The sequence below is a fragment of the Streptomyces sp. NPDC003077 genome (assembly GCF_040611095.1).
Classification (GTDB): Bacteria; Actinomycetota; Actinomycetes; order Streptomycetales; family Streptomycetaceae; genus Streptomyces.
The window spans coordinates 13,913-31,059 of sequence record NZ_JBEXNM010000060.1; the positions used below are offsets into that span (position 1 = coordinate 13,913).

17 protein-coding genes are annotated in these 17,147 nt (G+C 72.7%); 6 read left to right on the plus strand and 11 right to left on the minus strand.

What is annotated here, in order from left to right:
* Positions 1–212: 212 nt before the first annotated feature.
* Positions 213–1,742, minus strand: coding sequence for a PH domain-containing protein (locus ABZX96_RS29670; RefSeq protein ID WP_355550320.1), 1,530 nt, complete (start codon positions 1,740–1,742; stop codon positions 213–215).
* On the minus strand, positions 1,739–2,254 hold the full coding sequence (locus ABZX96_RS29675) for a PH domain-containing protein (protein WP_355550322.1): 516 nt from the start codon (positions 2,252–2,254) through the stop codon (positions 1,739–1,741). Before ABZX96_RS29675 ends, ABZX96_RS29670 begins: the two co-directional genes overlap by 4 nt.
* Before the next feature lie 124 nt (positions 2,255–2,378).
* Between ABZX96_RS29675 and ABZX96_RS29680 the strand changes: the two genes are divergently transcribed.
* From ABZX96_RS29680 to ABZX96_RS29690, 3 genes are all read left to right on the plus strand, one after another.
* A complete protein-coding gene (locus tag ABZX96_RS29680) occupies positions 2,379–3,047 on the plus strand; it encodes a TetR/AcrR family transcriptional regulator (protein WP_355550324.1) in 669 nt (222 codons plus the stop codon).
* 1,290 nt (positions 3,048–4,337) lie between these two features.
* Positions 4,338–4,853 carry a DUF2243 domain-containing protein gene (locus ABZX96_RS29685; RefSeq protein WP_355550326.1) on the plus strand — a complete coding sequence of 172 codons (516 nt, stop codon included), beginning with the start codon at positions 4,338–4,340 and terminating at the stop codon, positions 4,851–4,853.
* A gap of 90 nt (positions 4,854–4,943) precedes the next feature.
* On the plus strand, positions 4,944–5,924 hold the full coding sequence (locus tag ABZX96_RS29690; protein ID WP_355550328.1) for a cytochrome c oxidase assembly protein: 981 nt from the start codon (positions 4,944–4,946) through the stop codon (positions 5,922–5,924).
* Here the strand turns inward: ABZX96_RS29690 and ABZX96_RS29695 are convergent.
* Positions 5,851–6,483 (minus strand): response regulator transcription factor, encoded by a 633-nt coding sequence (locus ABZX96_RS29695; protein ID WP_355550375.1) that lies wholly within the window; start codon positions 6,481–6,483, stop codon positions 5,851–5,853. The genes ABZX96_RS29690 and ABZX96_RS29695 overlap by 74 nt on opposite strands.
* 116 nt (positions 6,484–6,599) lie before the next feature.
* On the opposite strand from ABZX96_RS29695, the gene ABZX96_RS29700 reads away from it, so the two are divergent.
* The gene (locus ABZX96_RS29700) at positions 6,600–6,791 is read left to right on the plus strand and encodes a hypothetical protein (RefSeq protein ID WP_355550330.1); all 192 of its coding nucleotides are present in this window, start codon (positions 6,600–6,602) and stop codon (positions 6,789–6,791) included.
* 208 nt (positions 6,792–6,999) lie between these two features.
* Here ABZX96_RS29700 and ABZX96_RS29705 read toward each other — a convergent pair whose 3' ends face one another.
* The 3 genes from ABZX96_RS29705 to ABZX96_RS29715 all read right to left on the minus strand — a co-directional run bounded on the left by ABZX96_RS29705 (position 7,000) and on the right by ABZX96_RS29715 (position 9,169).
* The gene (locus ABZX96_RS29705; RefSeq protein WP_355550332.1) at positions 7,000–7,968 is read right to left on the minus strand and encodes an aldo/keto reductase; all 969 of its coding nucleotides are present in this window, start codon (positions 7,966–7,968) and stop codon (positions 7,000–7,002) included.
* A 230-nt stretch (positions 7,969–8,198) separates the two neighbouring features.
* On the minus strand, positions 8,199–8,612 hold the full coding sequence (locus tag ABZX96_RS29710; protein ID WP_355550334.1) for an SsgA family sporulation/cell division regulator: 414 nt from the start codon (positions 8,610–8,612) through the stop codon (positions 8,199–8,201).
* Positions 8,613–8,917: 305 nt separating this feature from the next.
* Entirely contained in the window at positions 8,918–9,169 is a 252-nt protein-coding gene (locus ABZX96_RS29715; RefSeq protein WP_355550335.1) for a DUF2630 family protein, read from the minus strand.
* A gap of 373 nt (positions 9,170–9,542) precedes the next feature.
* Between ABZX96_RS29715 and ABZX96_RS29720 the strand changes: the two genes are divergently transcribed.
* Positions 9,543–10,757, plus strand: coding sequence for an oxidoreductase (locus ABZX96_RS29720; RefSeq protein WP_355550337.1), 1,215 nt, complete (start codon positions 9,543–9,545; stop codon positions 10,755–10,757).
* A gap of 98 nt (positions 10,758–10,855) precedes the next feature.
* Here ABZX96_RS29720 and ABZX96_RS29725 read toward each other — a convergent pair whose 3' ends face one another.
* The 3 genes from ABZX96_RS29725 to ABZX96_RS29735 all read right to left on the minus strand — a co-directional run bounded on the left by ABZX96_RS29725 (position 10,856) and on the right by ABZX96_RS29735 (position 14,837).
* Positions 10,856–11,362 carry a MarR family transcriptional regulator gene (locus tag ABZX96_RS29725; RefSeq protein ID WP_355550339.1) on the minus strand — a complete coding sequence of 169 codons (507 nt, stop codon included), beginning with the start codon at positions 11,360–11,362 and terminating at the stop codon, positions 10,856–10,858.
* Between the two features lie 331 nt (positions 11,363–11,693).
* Positions 11,694–12,560: an acetoacetate decarboxylase family protein gene (locus tag ABZX96_RS29730; RefSeq protein ID WP_355550340.1), complete on the minus strand. Its 867-nt coding sequence runs from the start codon at positions 12,558–12,560 to the stop codon at positions 11,694–11,696.
* A gap of 222 nt (positions 12,561–12,782) precedes the next feature.
* Positions 12,783–14,837 (minus strand): FUSC family protein, encoded by a 2,055-nt coding sequence (locus ABZX96_RS29735; protein ID WP_355550377.1) that lies wholly within the window; start codon positions 14,835–14,837, stop codon positions 12,783–12,785.
* Here ABZX96_RS29735 and ABZX96_RS29740 point away from each other — a divergent pair.
* Positions 14,725–15,174, plus strand: a complete 450-nt coding sequence (locus tag ABZX96_RS29740; RefSeq protein WP_355550378.1) for a hypothetical protein — start codon at positions 14,725–14,727, stop codon at positions 15,172–15,174. The genes ABZX96_RS29735 and ABZX96_RS29740 overlap by 113 nt on opposite strands.
* Before the next feature lie 295 nt (positions 15,175–15,469).
* Here ABZX96_RS29740 and ABZX96_RS29745 read toward each other — a convergent pair whose 3' ends face one another.
* Positions 15,470–15,769: a hypothetical protein gene (locus tag ABZX96_RS29745; protein WP_355550341.1), complete on the minus strand. Its 300-nt coding sequence runs from the start codon at positions 15,767–15,769 to the stop codon at positions 15,470–15,472.
* Between the two features lie 668 nt (positions 15,770–16,437).
* Entirely contained in the window at positions 16,438–17,133 is a 696-nt protein-coding gene (locus ABZX96_RS29750) for a hypothetical protein (RefSeq protein ID WP_355550380.1), read from the minus strand.
* Positions 17,134–17,147: the final 14 nt, after the last annotated feature.

Below are 17,147 nucleotides of genomic sequence, written 5' to 3' on the forward strand. Positions count from 1 at the left end.
CGTCGCCCCGGCCCGCGGCCACTCCCGCAGCGACGACGCACTGACGCCCCCCGCCGCCGTCATCGACGATCCGTGGGCCCCCGGGATGCTGCGGGAACTCGTCGGTTGCACGCCCTCGATCCGACGGCCTCAGGGAAGCCCCGCCCCCTCCGCCGCCCCAGGCTCCCGGCCACCCCCGCGGCGTCCCCGCACCGGCACCCCGTGCGCCACCATCACCAACGCCCCGCAAACCCCCCAGGCCACTCCAGGAACTCGTCCAAAAGCCCAGGCGTCACCTGCGCGGCGAACGACGGCGCGTACGCGTCCGGCAGGTCCCGGACGTGGTACCCCTCCTCGCCCGCCGCGACCGCCGCCGTCAGGGTGCACAGGCCCGCCCGGCGGCTGAACGGCGAACTGGAGAACGTCCAGCCTCCGATGGCCGCGCGCTCCAGCGCATGCGTGTCGCGGTGGAACGTGCCGGAGCGGACCACCAGGTGCGGGCCGGCGATGCCGTGCCCCAGCGCCCGGTACGCGTCCCGGGCCAGCCACAGCACCGCGAGGCCGGAGACCAGGGCGTAGGCCGCGGCGCACGGCAGCAGCACCGGCGTCAGGAGAGCGCCGAGGACGGCGAGTGCGAGGGTGCCGGGGAGGACGACGAGGAGCAGGCCGCGCGTGCGGCGGCGGCGCAGGGCCGCCTTCGGGTGGGACCGCAGCGGCCCGGTGGGGAACGGCGACCGCAGGACGCCGGAGGCCACCCGGAGCGCCTGGGTGCGCGGGGCCGGGGGCAGGACCGCGCTGCGCGCGCGGTTCTCCTCCTGGTCGCCGAGGCCGCCGGCCACGGCCCGGACCCGCGCCCCGCCGCCCGCGCGCAGCAGCAGCGGTTCGCTCAGCGTCACGCCGCGCAGCCGGGCGCGCTCGATGGTGATCGAGCGGGCGGTCAGCAGTCCGCGGCGGACGCGCAGGGTGCGGCGGTCGGTCCATTCCAGGCGGAAGTTCCACCAGTTCTCGGCGTAGAGGGCGAGCGCTCCGGCGGAGCCGAGTGCCAGCACGGCGAGCAGCGCCGCCGGGACGGTGAGCCAGAGGAAGCTGTGGCCGAACTCCGTGAAGGCGTCCCGGAGGAGGCCGACCTTCCAGAGCTCGATCCCGACGCCGTCCAGCACCCGGTAGACCGTCCCGGTGGCGGTGAGCACGCCGCCGAGCACCCAGAAGGTCAGCGGCGCGTAGCGCAGCCAGCGCCAGTCGAGGCGGGCGAGCAGGGGGTCCGGTGCGGTGGCCCGGGTGGTGGTGCGGGCGAGCAGCAGGGCGCGCAGGCGCTCGGCGTCCGGGGTGGTCAGCGCGTCGAGAGACAGTTCGGTGCCGTCCGCGGACCCCGCGGTGCCGGCCCGCAGGACGGCGAGGCGCAGCAGCCGGTGCGCCGGCGAGGCCGTGAGGTCCACGCTGCGTATGCGGGACAGCGGGACGGTGCGCAGCCGCCGGGCGAACAGGCCGCCCCGCAGTTCGAAGGTGTCGGCGGTGACGCGGTAGCCCGTTCGGAACCACCGGAGGACACCGGCCGCCGTCAGGACGCCGAAGGCGGCGGCGACGCAGGCGAGCGGGATCCAGGCGCCGGGGCGGAGCCGGCCGCCGGTGGCCAGCGCGGTCAGCGCGAGCGACCCGAGCGGCGGCAGCAGCCACTGGCAGGGGACGAGGAGGGCGCGCGGGCTCGGCCGGTGCCACGGGGTGTCGGTCGCCGGACGGGAGGGCGCGGGGGCGGTGGCGCTCATGTGGCGTCCCCCGGTACCGCCTGGGCGGCCTCGCCGATCAGCCGGGCCAGTTCCTCGGCGTCGGCGTCGGACAATCCCGCGATCTTGACGTCACCCGCCGTGGAGGCGGTCGTGACGACGACCGTCGCCACCCCGAACCGCTGCTGGAGCGGGCCGCGCACGGTGTCCACCGTCTGCACCCGGGACAGCGGCGCGATCCGCCGCCGCTGCCAGAACCAGCCGCTCGCCGCGTACACCGCGCCGCCGCCCAGCTCCCAGGCGTGCACCCGGTACCGCCACCCCGGCATGACCAGGACGTAGGCCAGCGCGGGCAGCAGCAGGACGACCAGCACGAGCGGGCCGAGCCAGACCAGCGTGCCGGGGAAGAAGAGGGCCGCGAGCACGAGCAGGGCGACGGCGACGAGGACCGGTCCGCCGGTCACCGTCACGGCTTGCGCCGTCCACCATCGGCGGGCGCGGGGATCGACGCGGTGGCGGGGTGGTCGCAGGCGCGGGGCCGCGTGTGTGGGCATGGGCGTCACCGGGTTTTCAAGTCGGATGTATTGCGAAAAGCACGCTACAGCAATACGACTGACTTGCAAAAGACGCGATACAGCCGACTTGTAAAGTGGGGGCGCAACAGAGAAAGGGGCGTCCGTGCCCAAGAAGGTCGACCACGAAGTCCGGCGCCGGGAGATCTCCCAGGCCCTGTGGCGCATCGCGAGCACCCGCGGCCTGGACGGGGTGAGCCTGCGCGAGGTCGCCGCCGAGGCCGGCATCTCGCTCGGCCGGCTCCAGCACTACTTCCGCACCAAGGACGAGATGCTGGAGTTCGCCCTCCGCCTGATCAACGACCTCGCCGCCCAGCGCATCCGCAGCCGCATCGAGTCACTGACCGAGGCCCCCACTCCTTACGAGGTCCTGCGCACCTGCCTGACGGGCATGCTGCCGCTGGACGACAAGAGCCGGACCGGCATCCTGGTGGGCATCGCCCACTTCGCCCGCGCCGTCCACGACGAACGGCTGCGCACCGAGGCCAAGGAGGGCATCCCCAACCTGCGCGGCTTCTTCGCCGACCAGCTCCGGCTGGCGATGGAACGCGGCGAGGTGCCGCCCGGCCGCGACGCCGACGCGGAAGCGATGCTGCTGATCAGCCTGGCCGACGGGCTGTCCACCTATCTCCTTCTGGACGTGTACGGGCCGGAGGAGGCGGTGCGGCTGCTGGATGTGCATTTGGGGAACTTGTTCCCGGGGGTGGGGCGGAGAAAATGGCGCCCGGCTGAGTGCCGTCAGGCTGGCGGATTCGGTGGGGAAGGAAAGGTTTAGCACGTTTCGCATGACGGTTCACCTTTGTTTCGATTGGTGCTCTTTGTCATATTTCATTCGGTTTGTCTCTGGTCGCACATCGGGTGATCTCCTTCTCGGTCGCAGTGATTAGCTGGGTGTCGACGCGGCGCTCGAACAGACTTGATTTACATCAGTGGATGCCGCGTTGATGAATCATGATTCGGGCAGTTTCGTGTGGATTGATGTGCGAATATTTTGAGACGGCGATGGCTTAAATCTGCCTGAGGTTGGCGCAGATCTGGATCAGGAGTACCGTGACCGGCATGTCGCGGCCAAAGCTTAGGTTTTCCTGCACTTAGAAAACGATCAAAAGCCTGTCTGTCAATCAGGGCTTGCTGACCTTTCGCGGGGGCCCAAGCTGTGCAAGCCTGTGGCCGCCGCGCAGGACTGCGGAACTCGGGTGGTCGCGCGCCTGTCGAGAGGTCATCCTGCGGGTGCGGGCGCAGGGAGAAAGCCCTGCCCCTCGCAGCGAGCTGCGAGGGGCAGGGTCCTTCGGCACCCGGGAACACGGGATCGGCTGTCTCCGATCTGGGGCCCGGGTACGGCTGTCCCCGGCAAGGTGCTAGTGCCGGGGGCAGCTATCTATCACCATGAACGTCAACCAGACATCGGTGCTCGCCAGGAAGAGCGTTGATGCGATGTGGAGGGTGACGCTATGGGTTTCTATCCACGTGATCAACCTCTGCCGTAAAGCGCGCAATCGATTCAACAGTCGCTTTAACATGTAAACCTCCTCTCGTTAGTTCCATGGAATATGCTCCTAATTCCGAGGGGGTCGCTAGAAGGGCTTTTGCGGGCCGCCTGCGGGTGGCGGATTTGGCAAATCTGCTGTAATTGTCAAGTGCGCGCGAGGTGTGCGCTAAGCGCATGCCGCTGGCGCCTTCGTTCGCGAGACATGGTAGCTCCCCCGTGGCTTGCGATAGGGGATTCCGTCGCTTTTCATTTCTCTGCTAATTCGGAGGTTTACCGCTCAGTTTTTCGTGTACTTAGAATTCTCGACTGTTCGCTCTGCGCTCGCAGAGGTTCATTAACGAGCGAATGAAAGGCAGAGTCGGTCACCAGGTGACCCGAGTGCCCGCCGCCAGCTCTCCTTCGCCCCGCCGGTTTGCTCCCCGCCCAGCCGGATACCCCCGTGGCGGGTGCGTCTCCGGCCGGACCGTCCGGCCGGTGCCGCTCCGGCCGGGGTCGGCCGGTGGCCCGGAGGAGGTCGCGATGGCGGTCGGGACGAATGGGGCGTACGCCCGTGGGGTGGCGCATCCCAGGAGCATCATGGCCCCGGGGCTCCTTCTCGGAGTCGGGCTCGGTGGCTTCGTCGACGGCATCCTGCTCCACCAGCTCCTGCGCTGGCACCACATGCTGACCAGCACCTACGACGACAACATCGGCGTGAAGGACTATCCGGCCGACACCCTGTCCGGGCTGCGCATGAACACCATCTGGGACGGCGTCTTCCACGCCGTCTGCTGGGTGTCCGTCCTCGCCGGGCTGGCGCTGCTGTATGCCCGGGTCACCCATGGGCGGCGGCGGGTGTGGGGGTCGGCGGTGCTGTGGGGCTGGATCCTTGCCGGGTGGGGGGTGTTCAACCTCGTCGAAGGGGTGCTGGACCACCACATCCTCGGCATCCACCACGTCCGCGACGGCCCCCACCGGATCTGGTGGGACCTGGCCTTCCTGCTGCTGGGCCTGGTGTTCCTGGTGGTCGGCTGGCTCCTCCAGCACCGCGGCCGGCCGGTGGAACTCGGCGACGGGCCCCGGCACGCCGGTCCGGACGACCGGGCGGGGTGAGAGGTGGACGGACTGGGTGTGATCGGACCGGCCTTGGCTTCATACGTCACCGTCGCCCATGGAGGCCATGGAGGTCATGGAAGCCACGGAGTGCACCACGGGGACGCCGGTGTTCCCATGGACGCGCTGGTGGCCGGGGTGCTGCTGCCGTTCCTGCTGATCGTCGGATATCTCTGCTTCGTGTCCCGCGCCCGTCGTCGCAATCCGGCGCGGCCATGGCGTGCCCGGCGGACCGTCGCCTTCCTGGTCGGCGCGGGGTTGCTCGCGGTCGCCCTGCTGCCGCCGCTGGCGTCGTTCGCCCACCGGGACTTCCGTGGGCACATGCTCCAGCACCTGCTGATCGGTATGTACGCGCCGCTCGCGCTCGTCCTCGGGGCGCCCGTGACGCTGTTGCTGCGCGGCCTGCCGACGGGGGCCGCCCGGCGGCTGTCCCGGCTGGTGCACAGTGGGCCGGTGCGGGTGCTCGCGCGGCCGGTGGTCGCCTTGGCGCTGAGCGTCGGCTCGCTGGGGGCCCTGTACTTCACTCCGCTGTACGACGCCACGGCGGGCCGCCCTGTGGCGCATGGGCTGCTGCACCTGAACTTCTTGTTGTCGGGGTGCCTGTTCGCCTGGGTGATCGCCGGGCTGGACCCGGCTCCGAACCGGCCCTCCGTCCCCGTCCGGCTCGTCGTGCTGGGCGTCGCCGTCGCCGCGCACGCCACGCTCTCCCAGCTCCTTTACGCGGGGGTGGGCGTGGGGGTGCACGCACCCGGCGGCCAGGTGCGGGGCGGCGCCGAGATCATGTACTACGGCGGGGACATCGCCGAACTCCTGCTGGCCGGTGCCCTGATCGCCACTTGGCGACCGGACCGGCGGCGGGGTCGGGTCACGGGGGCAGAGGTTTCGAGGACAGGGAATTCGAGGACAGAGGTTCAGGGGGCAGAGATTCCGGGGACCGGATCCGTCGATTCGCCGGCCCCCGCGCCCGGAGCCGTCAGCCCGCGAGCCCCCGGCCCCCTCATCCCCGTAGATAAGCCAACACGGCCCGCACCCGCCGATGGTCGTCCGGGGCCGGCGGCAGATCCAGTTTGAGCAGGATGTTCGCGATGTGTTTGGCGACGGCGGCGTCGGTGACCACCAGGGCGCGGGCGATCGCCGCGTTGGACCTGCCCTCCGCCATCAGGGCCAGCACCTCGCGCTCCCGGGGCGTCAGCCGGGCCAGGGGGGCGCGGCGGCGGGCGAGCAACTGCCGCACCACCTCCGGGTCCACGACCGTCCCGCCGTCCGCGACGCGTTCCAGCGCGGCCACGAACTCCTCCACGTCCCCCACCCGGTCCTTGAGCAGGTAGCCGGTGCCCGCTCCCCGGCGGTCCGCCAGCAGTTCGTCCGCGAACGTCTGCTCCACGTACTGGCTGAGGATCAGCACGGCGAGGGAGGGGTGCGCGCGCTGGAGGCGGCGGGCGGCGCGCAGCCCCTCGTCGGTGAAGGACGGCGGCATGCGGACGTCCACGACGGCGAGGTCGGGCTCGTGCCGCGCCACCGCCGAGACCAGCGCCGGGGCGTCTCCCACCGCTGCCACGACCCGGTGGCCGAAGCGGTCCAGCAGGCTCACCACGCCCTCGCGCAGCAGGACGGTGTCCTCGGCGACCACGACCCGCAGGGACCGCTCGGCCCCGCTCCCCGCCCCGCTCAACTCCCGCACCCGGCCTCCCCGGAGAACTCGGCCGGCGGCTCCACCGGGATCTCCACCCGCAGCAGGTCGGTTCCGTGCTGGGCGCCCTGGTCGCGCTGCCCTCCGTCCTCGGCATCCGGGCGGGCCTGAGCGGGACGCTCGGGGTGCCGGTCGGGCTGGTCGTTCCCTGGCCCGCCGTGATCGGCGCGGTGCTGGGCTGCCTGGCCCTCGGGCTGGTGGCGTCGGTCCTGCCGGCGCGGCGGGCGTTGGGGGAGGGGAGGGGGTGAGCGGTCCGGCGCGGGCCTGCCTGAGGGGCCGGTCGGCACCGGGGCCGGGGCGCGGGCCTGATCGCGGGTGACGTCGGAGGGCGGGCGGGTAAGCAGCCGGGCGCGGTCGAGTGGTGACCCGGGCTCGGTCGTGTAGTGACCCGGGCGCGGTCGAGTGGTGACCCGGACGGGCCTCCGGCGCCCCGGGGCGGCAGGGCGCCGGGAGGGCTCAGTACCGTGCGCCCTCCGCCGGCGGCAGGGCGTCGAGTTCGGCCAGCGTGGCGGCGGAGAGGGTGAGTTCGCCCGCGCCGGCGTTGTCCACCAGGTACTTCGGCGTCTTGGTGCCGGGAATCGGAACGACGTACCGCCCCCGCGCCCGCACCCAGGCCAGCGCCACCTGCGCCGGCGTCACCCCGTCCCGCTCCGCGATGTCCCGGACCGTGGCCGCCAGCGCCAGGTTGGCCCGCAGCGCGTCCTGCTGGAAACGGGGCAGCCGACGGCGGAAGTCGTCCTCCGCCAGCTCCTCGAAGGAGGAGATCCGCCCGGCCAGGAACCCCCGGCCCAGCGGCGAGAAGGGCAGGAAGGCGATGCCCTGCTCCTCGCAGTAGGGCAGGACGTCGGCCAGCGCGTCCCGCGTCCACAGCGACAGCTCGGACTGGACCGAGGCCACCGGATGCACCGCCTGCGCCCGCCGGATCTCCTCGACGGTGACCTCGGACAGCCCGATGTGCCGCGCCTTGCCCGCCTTGACGACCTCGGCCAGGGCGCCCCAGCTCTCCTCCAGGGGCACGTCCGGGTCCACCCGGTGGAGCTGGTAGAGGTCGACGTGATCGGTGCCCAGGCGGCGCAGGCTCTCGTCTATGGACCGGCGGATGTGCTCGGGACGCCCGTTGCGGACGAGGGGGACCGTGTCGCCGGGGCGGGGCTCGCCGGACTCCAGCCCCACCTTCGTCGCCAGCACGACCCGCTCCCGGTGCCCGCCCGCCAGCGCCCGGCCCACCAGCTCCTCGTTGGTGTAGGGGCCGTAGACGTCGGCCGTGTCGATCAGCGTCACCCCGAGGTCGATCGCCTGCCGGATCACCTCTATGGAGGTGGCGTCGTCCCGGCCGGCGGTGTCGTAGGCGTGGGTCATCCCCATGCAACCGAGGCCGATGACGCCGATCTCGGGGCCCCCGCTGCCGAGCGTGGTGGTGCGCATGGTGCTACTCCTCGAAATGGCGTTCCCGTGGGCTGCGTACCGGGCCACTGTGTCCCTTGGAGCGCACTCGAAGTCAAGCGGCGGAGGCGAGCGGAAGGCGCCGGTGCGGACGAGCGCTCGGGGCCTGGATGCGGCGTGCGGGGCCGAGCCCGTGCCGACGGCGCCTCGCCGATGCTGTGTGCTGGTCTTTGCTCGGACCCGTTCCCGTTCCCCGTTCCCCGGTCCCGGGCTCACGCCTCCCGCAGCAAGGCGGCCAGATCGGCGTCCACGTCCAGGTGGTGGCTCTCCCTGCCCTGGGCGACGAGCCCGTACGCGAGCGCCAGGAAACGACGCAGGTCGTGCGTCGCGAACTGCACCATCGCCATCCCGTCCTCGGTGTGGAACTCCAGCACCGTCCGCCGCGGCCCGCACGGCCAGACGCGCACGTCACCGGTACCGGCCGGCGCGAGCACCCCGGCGGCCAGCAGTTCGCGGCCGAACGCCCACTCCACCTCCGTCCCGTCCAGCGACGCGGTGGCCGGGAACAGGACGCGGACGGCGAAGGGATCGGCACGTTCGTAACGCAGTCGGGCCAAGATCACCCGTGATCGGGGCGCGGTCGCGATGAGGCGGGCCTGGACGGCTTGCTCGATGGCGTGCGGCATCGCCGACTCCCTTGGTATCTGGTGCGGATCCTTGCCTCTACGACCCCTATGACGGGCAGCCGATAACGGCAGTGCACCTGATCGCGGCGTGACGTGCGTCACGAACTTTTGAATGTGGGGATATGTGCTCTTTCTGCTTGCGGAATGCGTTCAATGTCTCCGGGACGGGAGCGCGGGCTGCCCGAAACCGACGCATCGCGACGGGTCGGGACGGGCCGGGAGGGTCTGATTCCGGCGCATGGGGGAGCGGGGGCAGGCCGTTGGGCCGCCCGTGAGGTGTCGTGCGGGGACCCTCGTTTCCCTCGCTAAGAGCGGTAGTTCTCCACCTGGGAGGCCGGGCGGACGGTGGCCTCGTCCGGGTTCCCCCCGAACTCCGACTTGGCCCGGCGCTGCCGCAGCAGGTCCCAGCACTGGTCGAGCGCGTGCTCCAGCGAGGTCAGCCGCTCGCGATCCGAAGAAGTGTCGGTGTCGGTGTCGCTGCCGGCGATCCGCTCACGCAGCGCCTTCTCCTCCTCGACCATCGTCGTGATGCGGGAGAAGATCTCCTGCTGATCCATGACGGCCTCCTCGGACCCGGGAACACTTAGCACTCTAGGAAGCCCCACACCGAGCCGCCAGGCGGGAGCCGCGGGGCGGGGTCGGGCGAGCCCGGGCTGCGTCGGGGGCGCGGGGGACTTCGGCCGCAGGACCGGTCCGGGGGTGGCGGAGATCCGTGCTCTGGACGGGGACCACGGGGGCGGGCTACGTTCCAGCGCCATGAGGGGAACGAGTTCCGTGAGGCGTATGGGGTCCCAGGGGCGTACGGGGGCGGAGACGGTTACGGGGACGGGGACGGTTACGGGGACGGGGACGGTTACGGGGACGGGGACGGTTACGGGGACGGTTACGGGGACGGGGCTCCGGAGGGCGCGGCGGACGGTGCTGACGGCGGTGAGCTGCGCCGCGATGATCGTCGCGACGGCGGGTACACCGGCGGCGGCCGGGACGACCGGAGCGATCGGGACGACCGGAACGGTCGGGGCGATCGGGACAGCAGGTGCGAACAGGACGGCCGGGGCAGCAGGCACGGCCTGGGCATACGACGGTTACGACGGTTCGGCGACCGCGTCCCGCTTCCCCGCGGCCTCCTCGGAGCGGGCCGCGACCGCCGCGACTGCCGCGACCGCCGCGACCAAGGGCGGCTGGCGGCTCAAGCACAGCGGGACCGAGACCCGCTTCCGCGGCCTGTCCGCCGTCAGCCGCTCAACCGCCTGGGTGGCCGGCACCCAGGGAACCGTCCTGCGGACCCGCGACGGCGGCCGGACCTGGCGCGATGTGTCGCCGCCCGGTGGGGAGGGGCTGGAGTTCCGGGACGTCGAGGCGTTCGACGGCCGGCGTGCCGTCGTCCTCGCCATCGGGGAGGGCGAGGCGTCGCGGGTCTTCCGGACGGAGGACGGCGGCGCCACGTGGACGGAGAGCTTCCGGAACGCCGATCCGCGCGCCTTCTACGACTGCATGGCCTTCTTCGACCACCGGCACGGTCTCGCACTCAGCGACCCGGTCGAGGGCAAGTACCGCGTCCTGGCCACCGACGACGGCGGACGGAACTGGCGGGTGCTGCCGTCGAACGGGATGCCGGCCGCACAGCCGGGCGAAGCGGCTTTCGCCGCGAGCGGCCAGTGCCTGGTCACGTCCGGAACCCGGGACGCCTGGATCGCCACCGGGGGCGCCGCCACGTCCCGGGTCCTGCACTCCGCGGACCGGGGCCGCACCTGGACGGCCACCGAGGTGCCGATCCCGGCGGGCGACCCGGCGCGCGGCACCTTCGGCCTGGCCTTCCGCGACCGCGCGCACGGACTCGCCGTCGGCGGGGACTATCGGGCGGGTCAGGCCTCGCCCGAAGCCGCGGCCCGCAGCACGGACGGCGGGTCCTCATGGACGAGGGCCGCCGTGCCCCCGCAGGACTACCGCTCCGGGGTGAGCTGGCTGCCCCACTCCCGCCGCGCCGCCCTCGCCGTCGGCCCCACCGGCAGTGACGTCACCCTCGACGGGGGCCGCACCTGGCGGACCTTCGACGACGGTTCGTACGACACCGTCGACTGCGCCCCGGACCTGGGCTGCTGGGCGGCCGGGGAACGAGGGCGCGTCGCACGGCTCGGGGGGTGACCCTCGTACCCTGGCCGACGGCGGACGCAGTGTCCTGGCCGACGGCGGAGCCAGTGCCCTGGCCGACGGCGGACGCGCGCTGACGCCGCCCGCCCCGTTCAGTCCAGGAGGCTGCCGAGCCTGCCCTCCAGGACGACGAGCAACTCGCCCAGGGCGGAGGACAGTTCCCGCTGCCGGTCGGTGTCGATGCCGCCCAGGAGGGCGGCCTCGTAACGGAGTTGTTCGGGGAGCAGGCGGTCGATGACCTCGCGGCCCGCCGGGGTGAGCGACAGGTGCGCGACCCGGCGGTCACGCTCGTCGGGCCGTCGCGCGACCAGCCCGCGGGCCTCCAATTGGCGTACCCGCTTGGTGACCGCCGCGCCCGAGGCGAAGGTCTCCCGCGCGATCCGGCCGGGCGTCAGCTCCCGGTCCATCCGGCGCAGCGTTCCGAGGATGTCGAACTCGGGCCGGGTCAGTCCCTCGCGCCGCAAAGGGGCGTCGGCGGCCTGCTGGAGCAGGGCCGAGCAGCGGTTGAGCCGCCCGATCACCGCCATCGGGCCGGTGTCCAGCCCGGGATGGACCTGCTGCCACTGGCGTAGCACCCCCGCGACGATGTCCTCCGCCACGCGCACCTCTTCCTTCGGCTTTCTCTCGGCTGCTGCCGAACTGTTCGGCCGCCGCCGTACCGTCCAATTCTGCCTGCTGCCGGTGCGCACGATCGGGCGGGCCGGTCCGCCCCGGCCGTCAGGCGGTTCCACCGCCGGTGCGGCCTTCCCGGGCCTTGCCGCGCCTGGCCCGACGCTTTTCCGTGCCGCCTTCCCGCGCCTTGCTCGACGCCTTTCCGTGCCACCGCCGTAGCGCCGTGCGGATGCCGAGCCCGGGGGCGGACACCGGCCGCCCGTCACCGTCTGTCCGTTACCGGCCGTCCGTCACCGTCTGTCCGTTATCAGCAGTCCGTTACCGGCGACCCGGCTCCGCGGCGCGCACGACGAAACGGAAGTCGTCGACCGCCACGCTGACGAGCGGGCGCCGCCCGTGCAGGAAGCCGAGCGGACCGTTCCCCGCCGCCCGTACCCGGCCCCGGCACAGCCGCACCCGACCGCGCAGGGTCGCGGGCACGCGGAGCGGACCGCCGTGCCCGGGCTGCGTCACCCGGAGCCGCAGCGGCCACCGGCCGGGCAGCGGCGGCAGTCCGCGCCCGTATCGCGCGGCGATGGCGAGGGGGACGTCGTACGCGGGGCCGGTGCGGGAGGCGTCGGGTGCCGGGGTGGCGAGGGGGGTGTCGTGCGCGGGGTCGGCGAGGGGGGCGTCGTGTGCGGTGGCCCCGTGCGCGACCTGGGCGTCCACGCGGTCGGCAGGGCGCGGTCTCGGGGCGTCCCGGGCGTCGTGCGCGCGGTCGGTGGCGTCGGGCACCGTACGGAGCTGGGCCCGCAGGCCCGCGCGGGAGGTCCGGGACGAGGAGCCGGCGGACGGCGGCCGGATCGGGGTGATGGTGATCTCGGCGAGCTCCTTGGGGATGCTCCACAACTGCCTGCCACCCGCCAGCGCGGCCGGATCGTCGACCCGGGCCACCACGATCGTCCAGGTGGGCCGCCCGCGCCACCACACCAGCAGCCCGACCAGGAACTCCCGGTACCGCAGCACGCCACCCTCCTGGTAGTCCACCCACAGCGTGCACACCACGCACCGGCCACCGAACCCGGCCGCCCGCGCCCGCTCGGGCAGCCGCCAGGCGGGCAGCGCGCCACGAGGCACGACCCACACGGAGGCGCGCAGGTCACCGACGAGTTCCCAGGGCGGCGGCGGGTAGCGGGTGTCCGTCATGGCGTACGTACCTCCATATGGGTACCGGGCTTCAGACATCCGGGCCGTCCGGGTCCTGTCGGTGCCCAGCGCTTCCGGAAGGCCGGCGCGAGGGCCCCCGCGACAGGAGACCGGGACCATACCCAAATACCCGGTCGTACCGGCGGAACCCCTCCGTCGGCCGAACACCTGCCTCAGCCGTGACCATCCGGGGCTTCCGGGAGCCGTCGGCCGGGCGCCCGATCAAGCGGCCAGGGCGGGTTCCGACAGCCGGCGGACCAGCCGCGACAGGGTCTGGTGCCCCCGCTGTTCGGCGCGGGCCACCCGTTCCTCGGGCAGGGCGCCCTGCCACCATTCGCCGGACGCCACCTCGACGGCCTCCCGCAGCTCCACCAGCCCGGCGGCGAGGCGGTCACGCGCCCAGCCCGCCTCGTGCGCGTCGTATGTGTCGCACGAGCCCGTTTCGTGCAGTTTCGTTTCGTACGAGTTCGCGTCGTACGTTCTGTTCGCGTCGTTCGCGTCAGGCGAGGCGCCGGTTTCGTCCGTGCCGTGCCCCTGTCGCCGCTCGTGCACCGGGTCCGGCAGACGCACGTCCGGCAGCTTTGCCGCCATCGCTCGGTCGCCGCCGTCCAGCCACGCGCGCGCCGCCGCCTCGGTCGCCGTGACGCGGGCGAGCGCGGCCTCGATGCGGTGCCCGGCCCGGCGGTTCGTCACCAGGACGCAGCAGGCCAGCCCCACCGCGGCACCGACGACCGTGTCGACCCAGCGGTCGAGGACGAGGGTGTGCGCGGGCAGGTGGTTGCCGAACTCGGTGAGGAGCAGTGCCATCGGGGTGACCCATACCGAGCCCAGCCAGTAGTTCCGCGAGATGCAGGCTTCCGCGCCCACCTGGAAGGCCAGGGCGAGCAGGATCATCGCGAGGTGCCCCGTATGGATCAGTGGCAGCAGCGCGGTGAAGATCAACAGGCCGAGGAAGTTGCCGATGGTCCGCTGGAGTGCTCGCTGCCAGGACAGGGTGGTGTTGGCCTGGTAGATGGAGGCCGCGGTGACCACCGCCCAATACGGGTGCCCGACCCCGACCGCCATGGAGACCCACCCCGCCAGCACACACCCCACGGCCACCCGCGCTACGATGGGGAGCAACGGTGATCCAGGAGCCAGCCGCGCGAACACGGCCCGCACCCCGCGCGGCCGATCCGGCGCCGGACGCCGCATCGGCCACCCGTGGACTCCAGCCCGCCCGTCGTGCGCCGCGCCCATGCGGGCGCCTTGCCGGGAGCTCCGCCGTCCGTCCCGCTCTGGGTCGTGGAGCCCGTCCCGCAACGCGTCCCGCTCGGCGGTGATCCCCGCGAGCTCGTCGGTTTCCTCGGGGCTGAGCGCAACCTCGGGAAGCGGCCGGCCCCGCCGCAGACCGTGGGCCCACGCCAGGTACCGCCCGGCTTCGGCCCGCTCGTCCTCTCCGACCGCCCGCACCGCGAGCGCCGACTCGGCGCGCACCAGCAGCCTCTCCAGCCGGACACGCGCGGTGACCTGCGCGTCCGTGCGCGCCGGAACGAGGAACAGGGTGTGCCAAGCGGCGTTCACCGCGGCTGCCGTCGCGTGCCGCGCGGGACCGCTCCGGGACGGCGAGGTGGCGTCGGGCGGGGCGGCGCCGGGCACGGCGGCCTGATCGGCGGGACCGTTCGCGGCCCCGTTCCCCGCTCCGTTCTCCGCCTCGGGCAGCGTCCGCAGCAGCCCCGCCGCGGCCTCCAGCGCGCGGGCGGTGGCGAGGGATTCCGGGCCGCGCGGCCGGACCAGTGCGGGGGCCATGCCCACCAGCCAGGCGAGCACCCCGGTGCCGAGCGCGAGGGACAGATGGAACGGGACCTGCCCGAGCCGCTGCGGCACGAAGAACGCGGAGGCGGAGATGAACGTGAGGATGAGGTTGCCCGGCGGACCGATGCGGGTCGCGTCGCACAGCATCTTGTGGACGGCCGCGACCAGCGCCGCGAGGACGACCAGCACCGCGGCCGACGTGACCAGCGAGGCCGCGGTCAGAGCCACTCCGAGGCTCGCGACCATGCCCAGCACCACCCACACCAGCGTGCGGGCGCGGGCGGCGTACGGGAGGTGGTGCGCGTACAGGGCGCACATCGCACCGGCCGAGGTGTAGAGGACGAGATCCAGACGGCCCAGCGCGAACAGCGTGAAGTCCGGGATCGCGAGCGCCACGGCCGCACTGAAGGCCGGTTTGTGCCAGATGTCCGCCGGTCGGCGCAAGCGCACCGTGCTCCTGACGGGCAGCGGCCGGAAGCGCACCGCGCCGTTCCGGGCACTCGCCGCCGCGGGGGCCGAGCCGGACGCGGTGGAGTGGGTCGAGCCGGACGCGGAGTGGGCCGCGCCCTTCCTGGTCTTCGGCGCCGCGTGCGCCGGGCCCGTCGTGTCGCGGTGTGCGCCTGGAGCGTTGCGGGGCGCGCCCGCGGCGGCGCGAGTCGCGCCGGTCGGCGTGTCCGCCGCCGGTCGAGGCTGCGCGCTCGGGACGTCGTATGTGGCCGCATCGCCGGTCCGTGTCATCGCCGCGCCGGTCGCCGCGGACTTCTCTCCTCGTCCCGCCTTCCTCGCGGGCCCAGCATGCTTCCCCATGCTTAAACATTAACAGGTATTTTACAGGTAAAAGATATGGCCGCAGGATGCCGCCGGACACCTACCGGATACCTGGTCACCTACCGGATACCTGGTCACTTACCGGATACCTGGTCACCTACCGGATGCCTGCCGACGGCGTACGCGCCCCGAGCGCCCTGCTACTGCGAACGCACCCTCTCGACGCCTGACCGCTATCGCCGGACACCTCTGCCCGGCCCGGGGCCTCCGTCCGGCGGGGCCCCCTCCTGGCCCGGGTCTCCGCTCGGCCCGGCCTCCGTCCTTGCCTCGGGCCCCCGCCCTGCCCCTCAGCAGGCCGTGTTCTTCACGTACAGCGCGCGTGGTCCCCGGTCCGTGCCGTAGGAGACGTTCTTCGTGACACCCTTGCCGAGCCGGCCACGCGGGCCGGGGCGACCGGGGAGGACGATGAGGTAGCACGCCTCACGTCGCACGCACAGGTTCTTGAGGCGCACGTAGCGCTTGTGGCTCTGGGTGTAGAACTTCAGCACCCTGACGCACTGCGGCGGTCGGCCGGCGGCCGTGGCCGCTGTCGCCTCGGAGGCCGCCGTCAGGCCGAGTCCGCCACTGAGGATGGCCGTCGCGGCCATGGCGGCAAGGGTTCTCCGCACATTCTTCCGCGCATTCTTACGCACGTTCTTCCGCATGTGTTCTCCCCCATGAAAGTCGTTCCCCGCCGCGGGCAGACCCCGCGGAAGGCCCTTCGGCAGGTGTTCCGTTTCTTGCCGCGGTGGTCTCGTGTCCTCGCTGGTCGGCGGGCTGGGCCCGGTGTTCCTGCATCTTGTGCGCGACTCGTGCCGAGCGGGCGTGGCGTCCCGGTACACGAGAGGACATGCCAGACAAGCTCGGCATGTCATTCTCTCCCGACGCCCGGAACCGGGCCGCCCGGGGTGCGCTCCACCATCGTCCGCACCCGCCGCCCGCGAACGCACCCGGACGACACGCCCCGTCCGGCCAGGCGGTGCGCGTGGGGGAGAGGCCCGTCCGGCCAGGCGGTGCGCGTGGGGGAGAGGCCCGTCCGGCCAGGCGGTGCGCGTGGGGAAGAGGCCCGTCCGGCCAGGCGGTGCGCGTGGAGGAGAGGCTCATCCGGCCAAGCAGCCCACGTGGACGAGAGGCCCGTCCGCCCAAGCGGCCCACGGACGAGAGGCCCGTCCGGCCCCGACGTGAGAACGCGACGCCTCGGACCGGAACGGGCCCCTCGCACAGGTTCACCGGACGGGGAGCACACCCGTCCCGCGTATCGACTGCTCAGCGGGCGTCAGTACGCCACCGGAGCAGGCGGCGCCACGGTGAACCGGTACCCGTTGCCCGGCCCGGAGAAGAACGACTGGAGCAGCGGAGCCCACAGCCCGCACCCCGTGAGGGAGGGGAACTCCGACGTGCCGGAGAAGCCCAGGCCCCCGCCGCCGAGCGCCGACACCGGACCGTCGAAGTCCAGGGCGAACTCGGCCGGCTTGGACGTCCGGCAGCCGATCGGGATGTGCACGCCCAACTCCCCGGCCGACTCGATGCCGACCGTCGCCTTCGCGGTGCCGTGGATGTGCAGCCGGCCCGCGCCGTCCAGGGACACCGTGCCGCTGGTGCCCTGCGAGGTGAGGGAGACCCGTATCTCCACCGGCAAGCCGATGATCTTGATGTGTTCCTTGAAGGTCGGCACGGACAGGCGGCCCGAGAGCGTGTGCTTGGTGAGGTTGGTGTCGGCCGTGAAGGTCGAGCCTCCGGGCAGGTTCATCGTCTCGTCGAGTTTCTTGACGGTGACCGAACCGGTCAGCGGCCATTTGTCGAGGGAGACCACGAAGTCCCCGCCACCGGGTGGCGCGGTGGACGGCGGCGCCGGGCGGGGGTTCAGGCAGTCGCCGACGATCTGCGGCAGCCCGTCGAACCGGTCGCCGAGCCAGTCCGTGACCCGGCCGGCGGCCTGGAACTGGGTGGCGATGTGTTCGCCGGGATACACGTCGGTCGAACTTC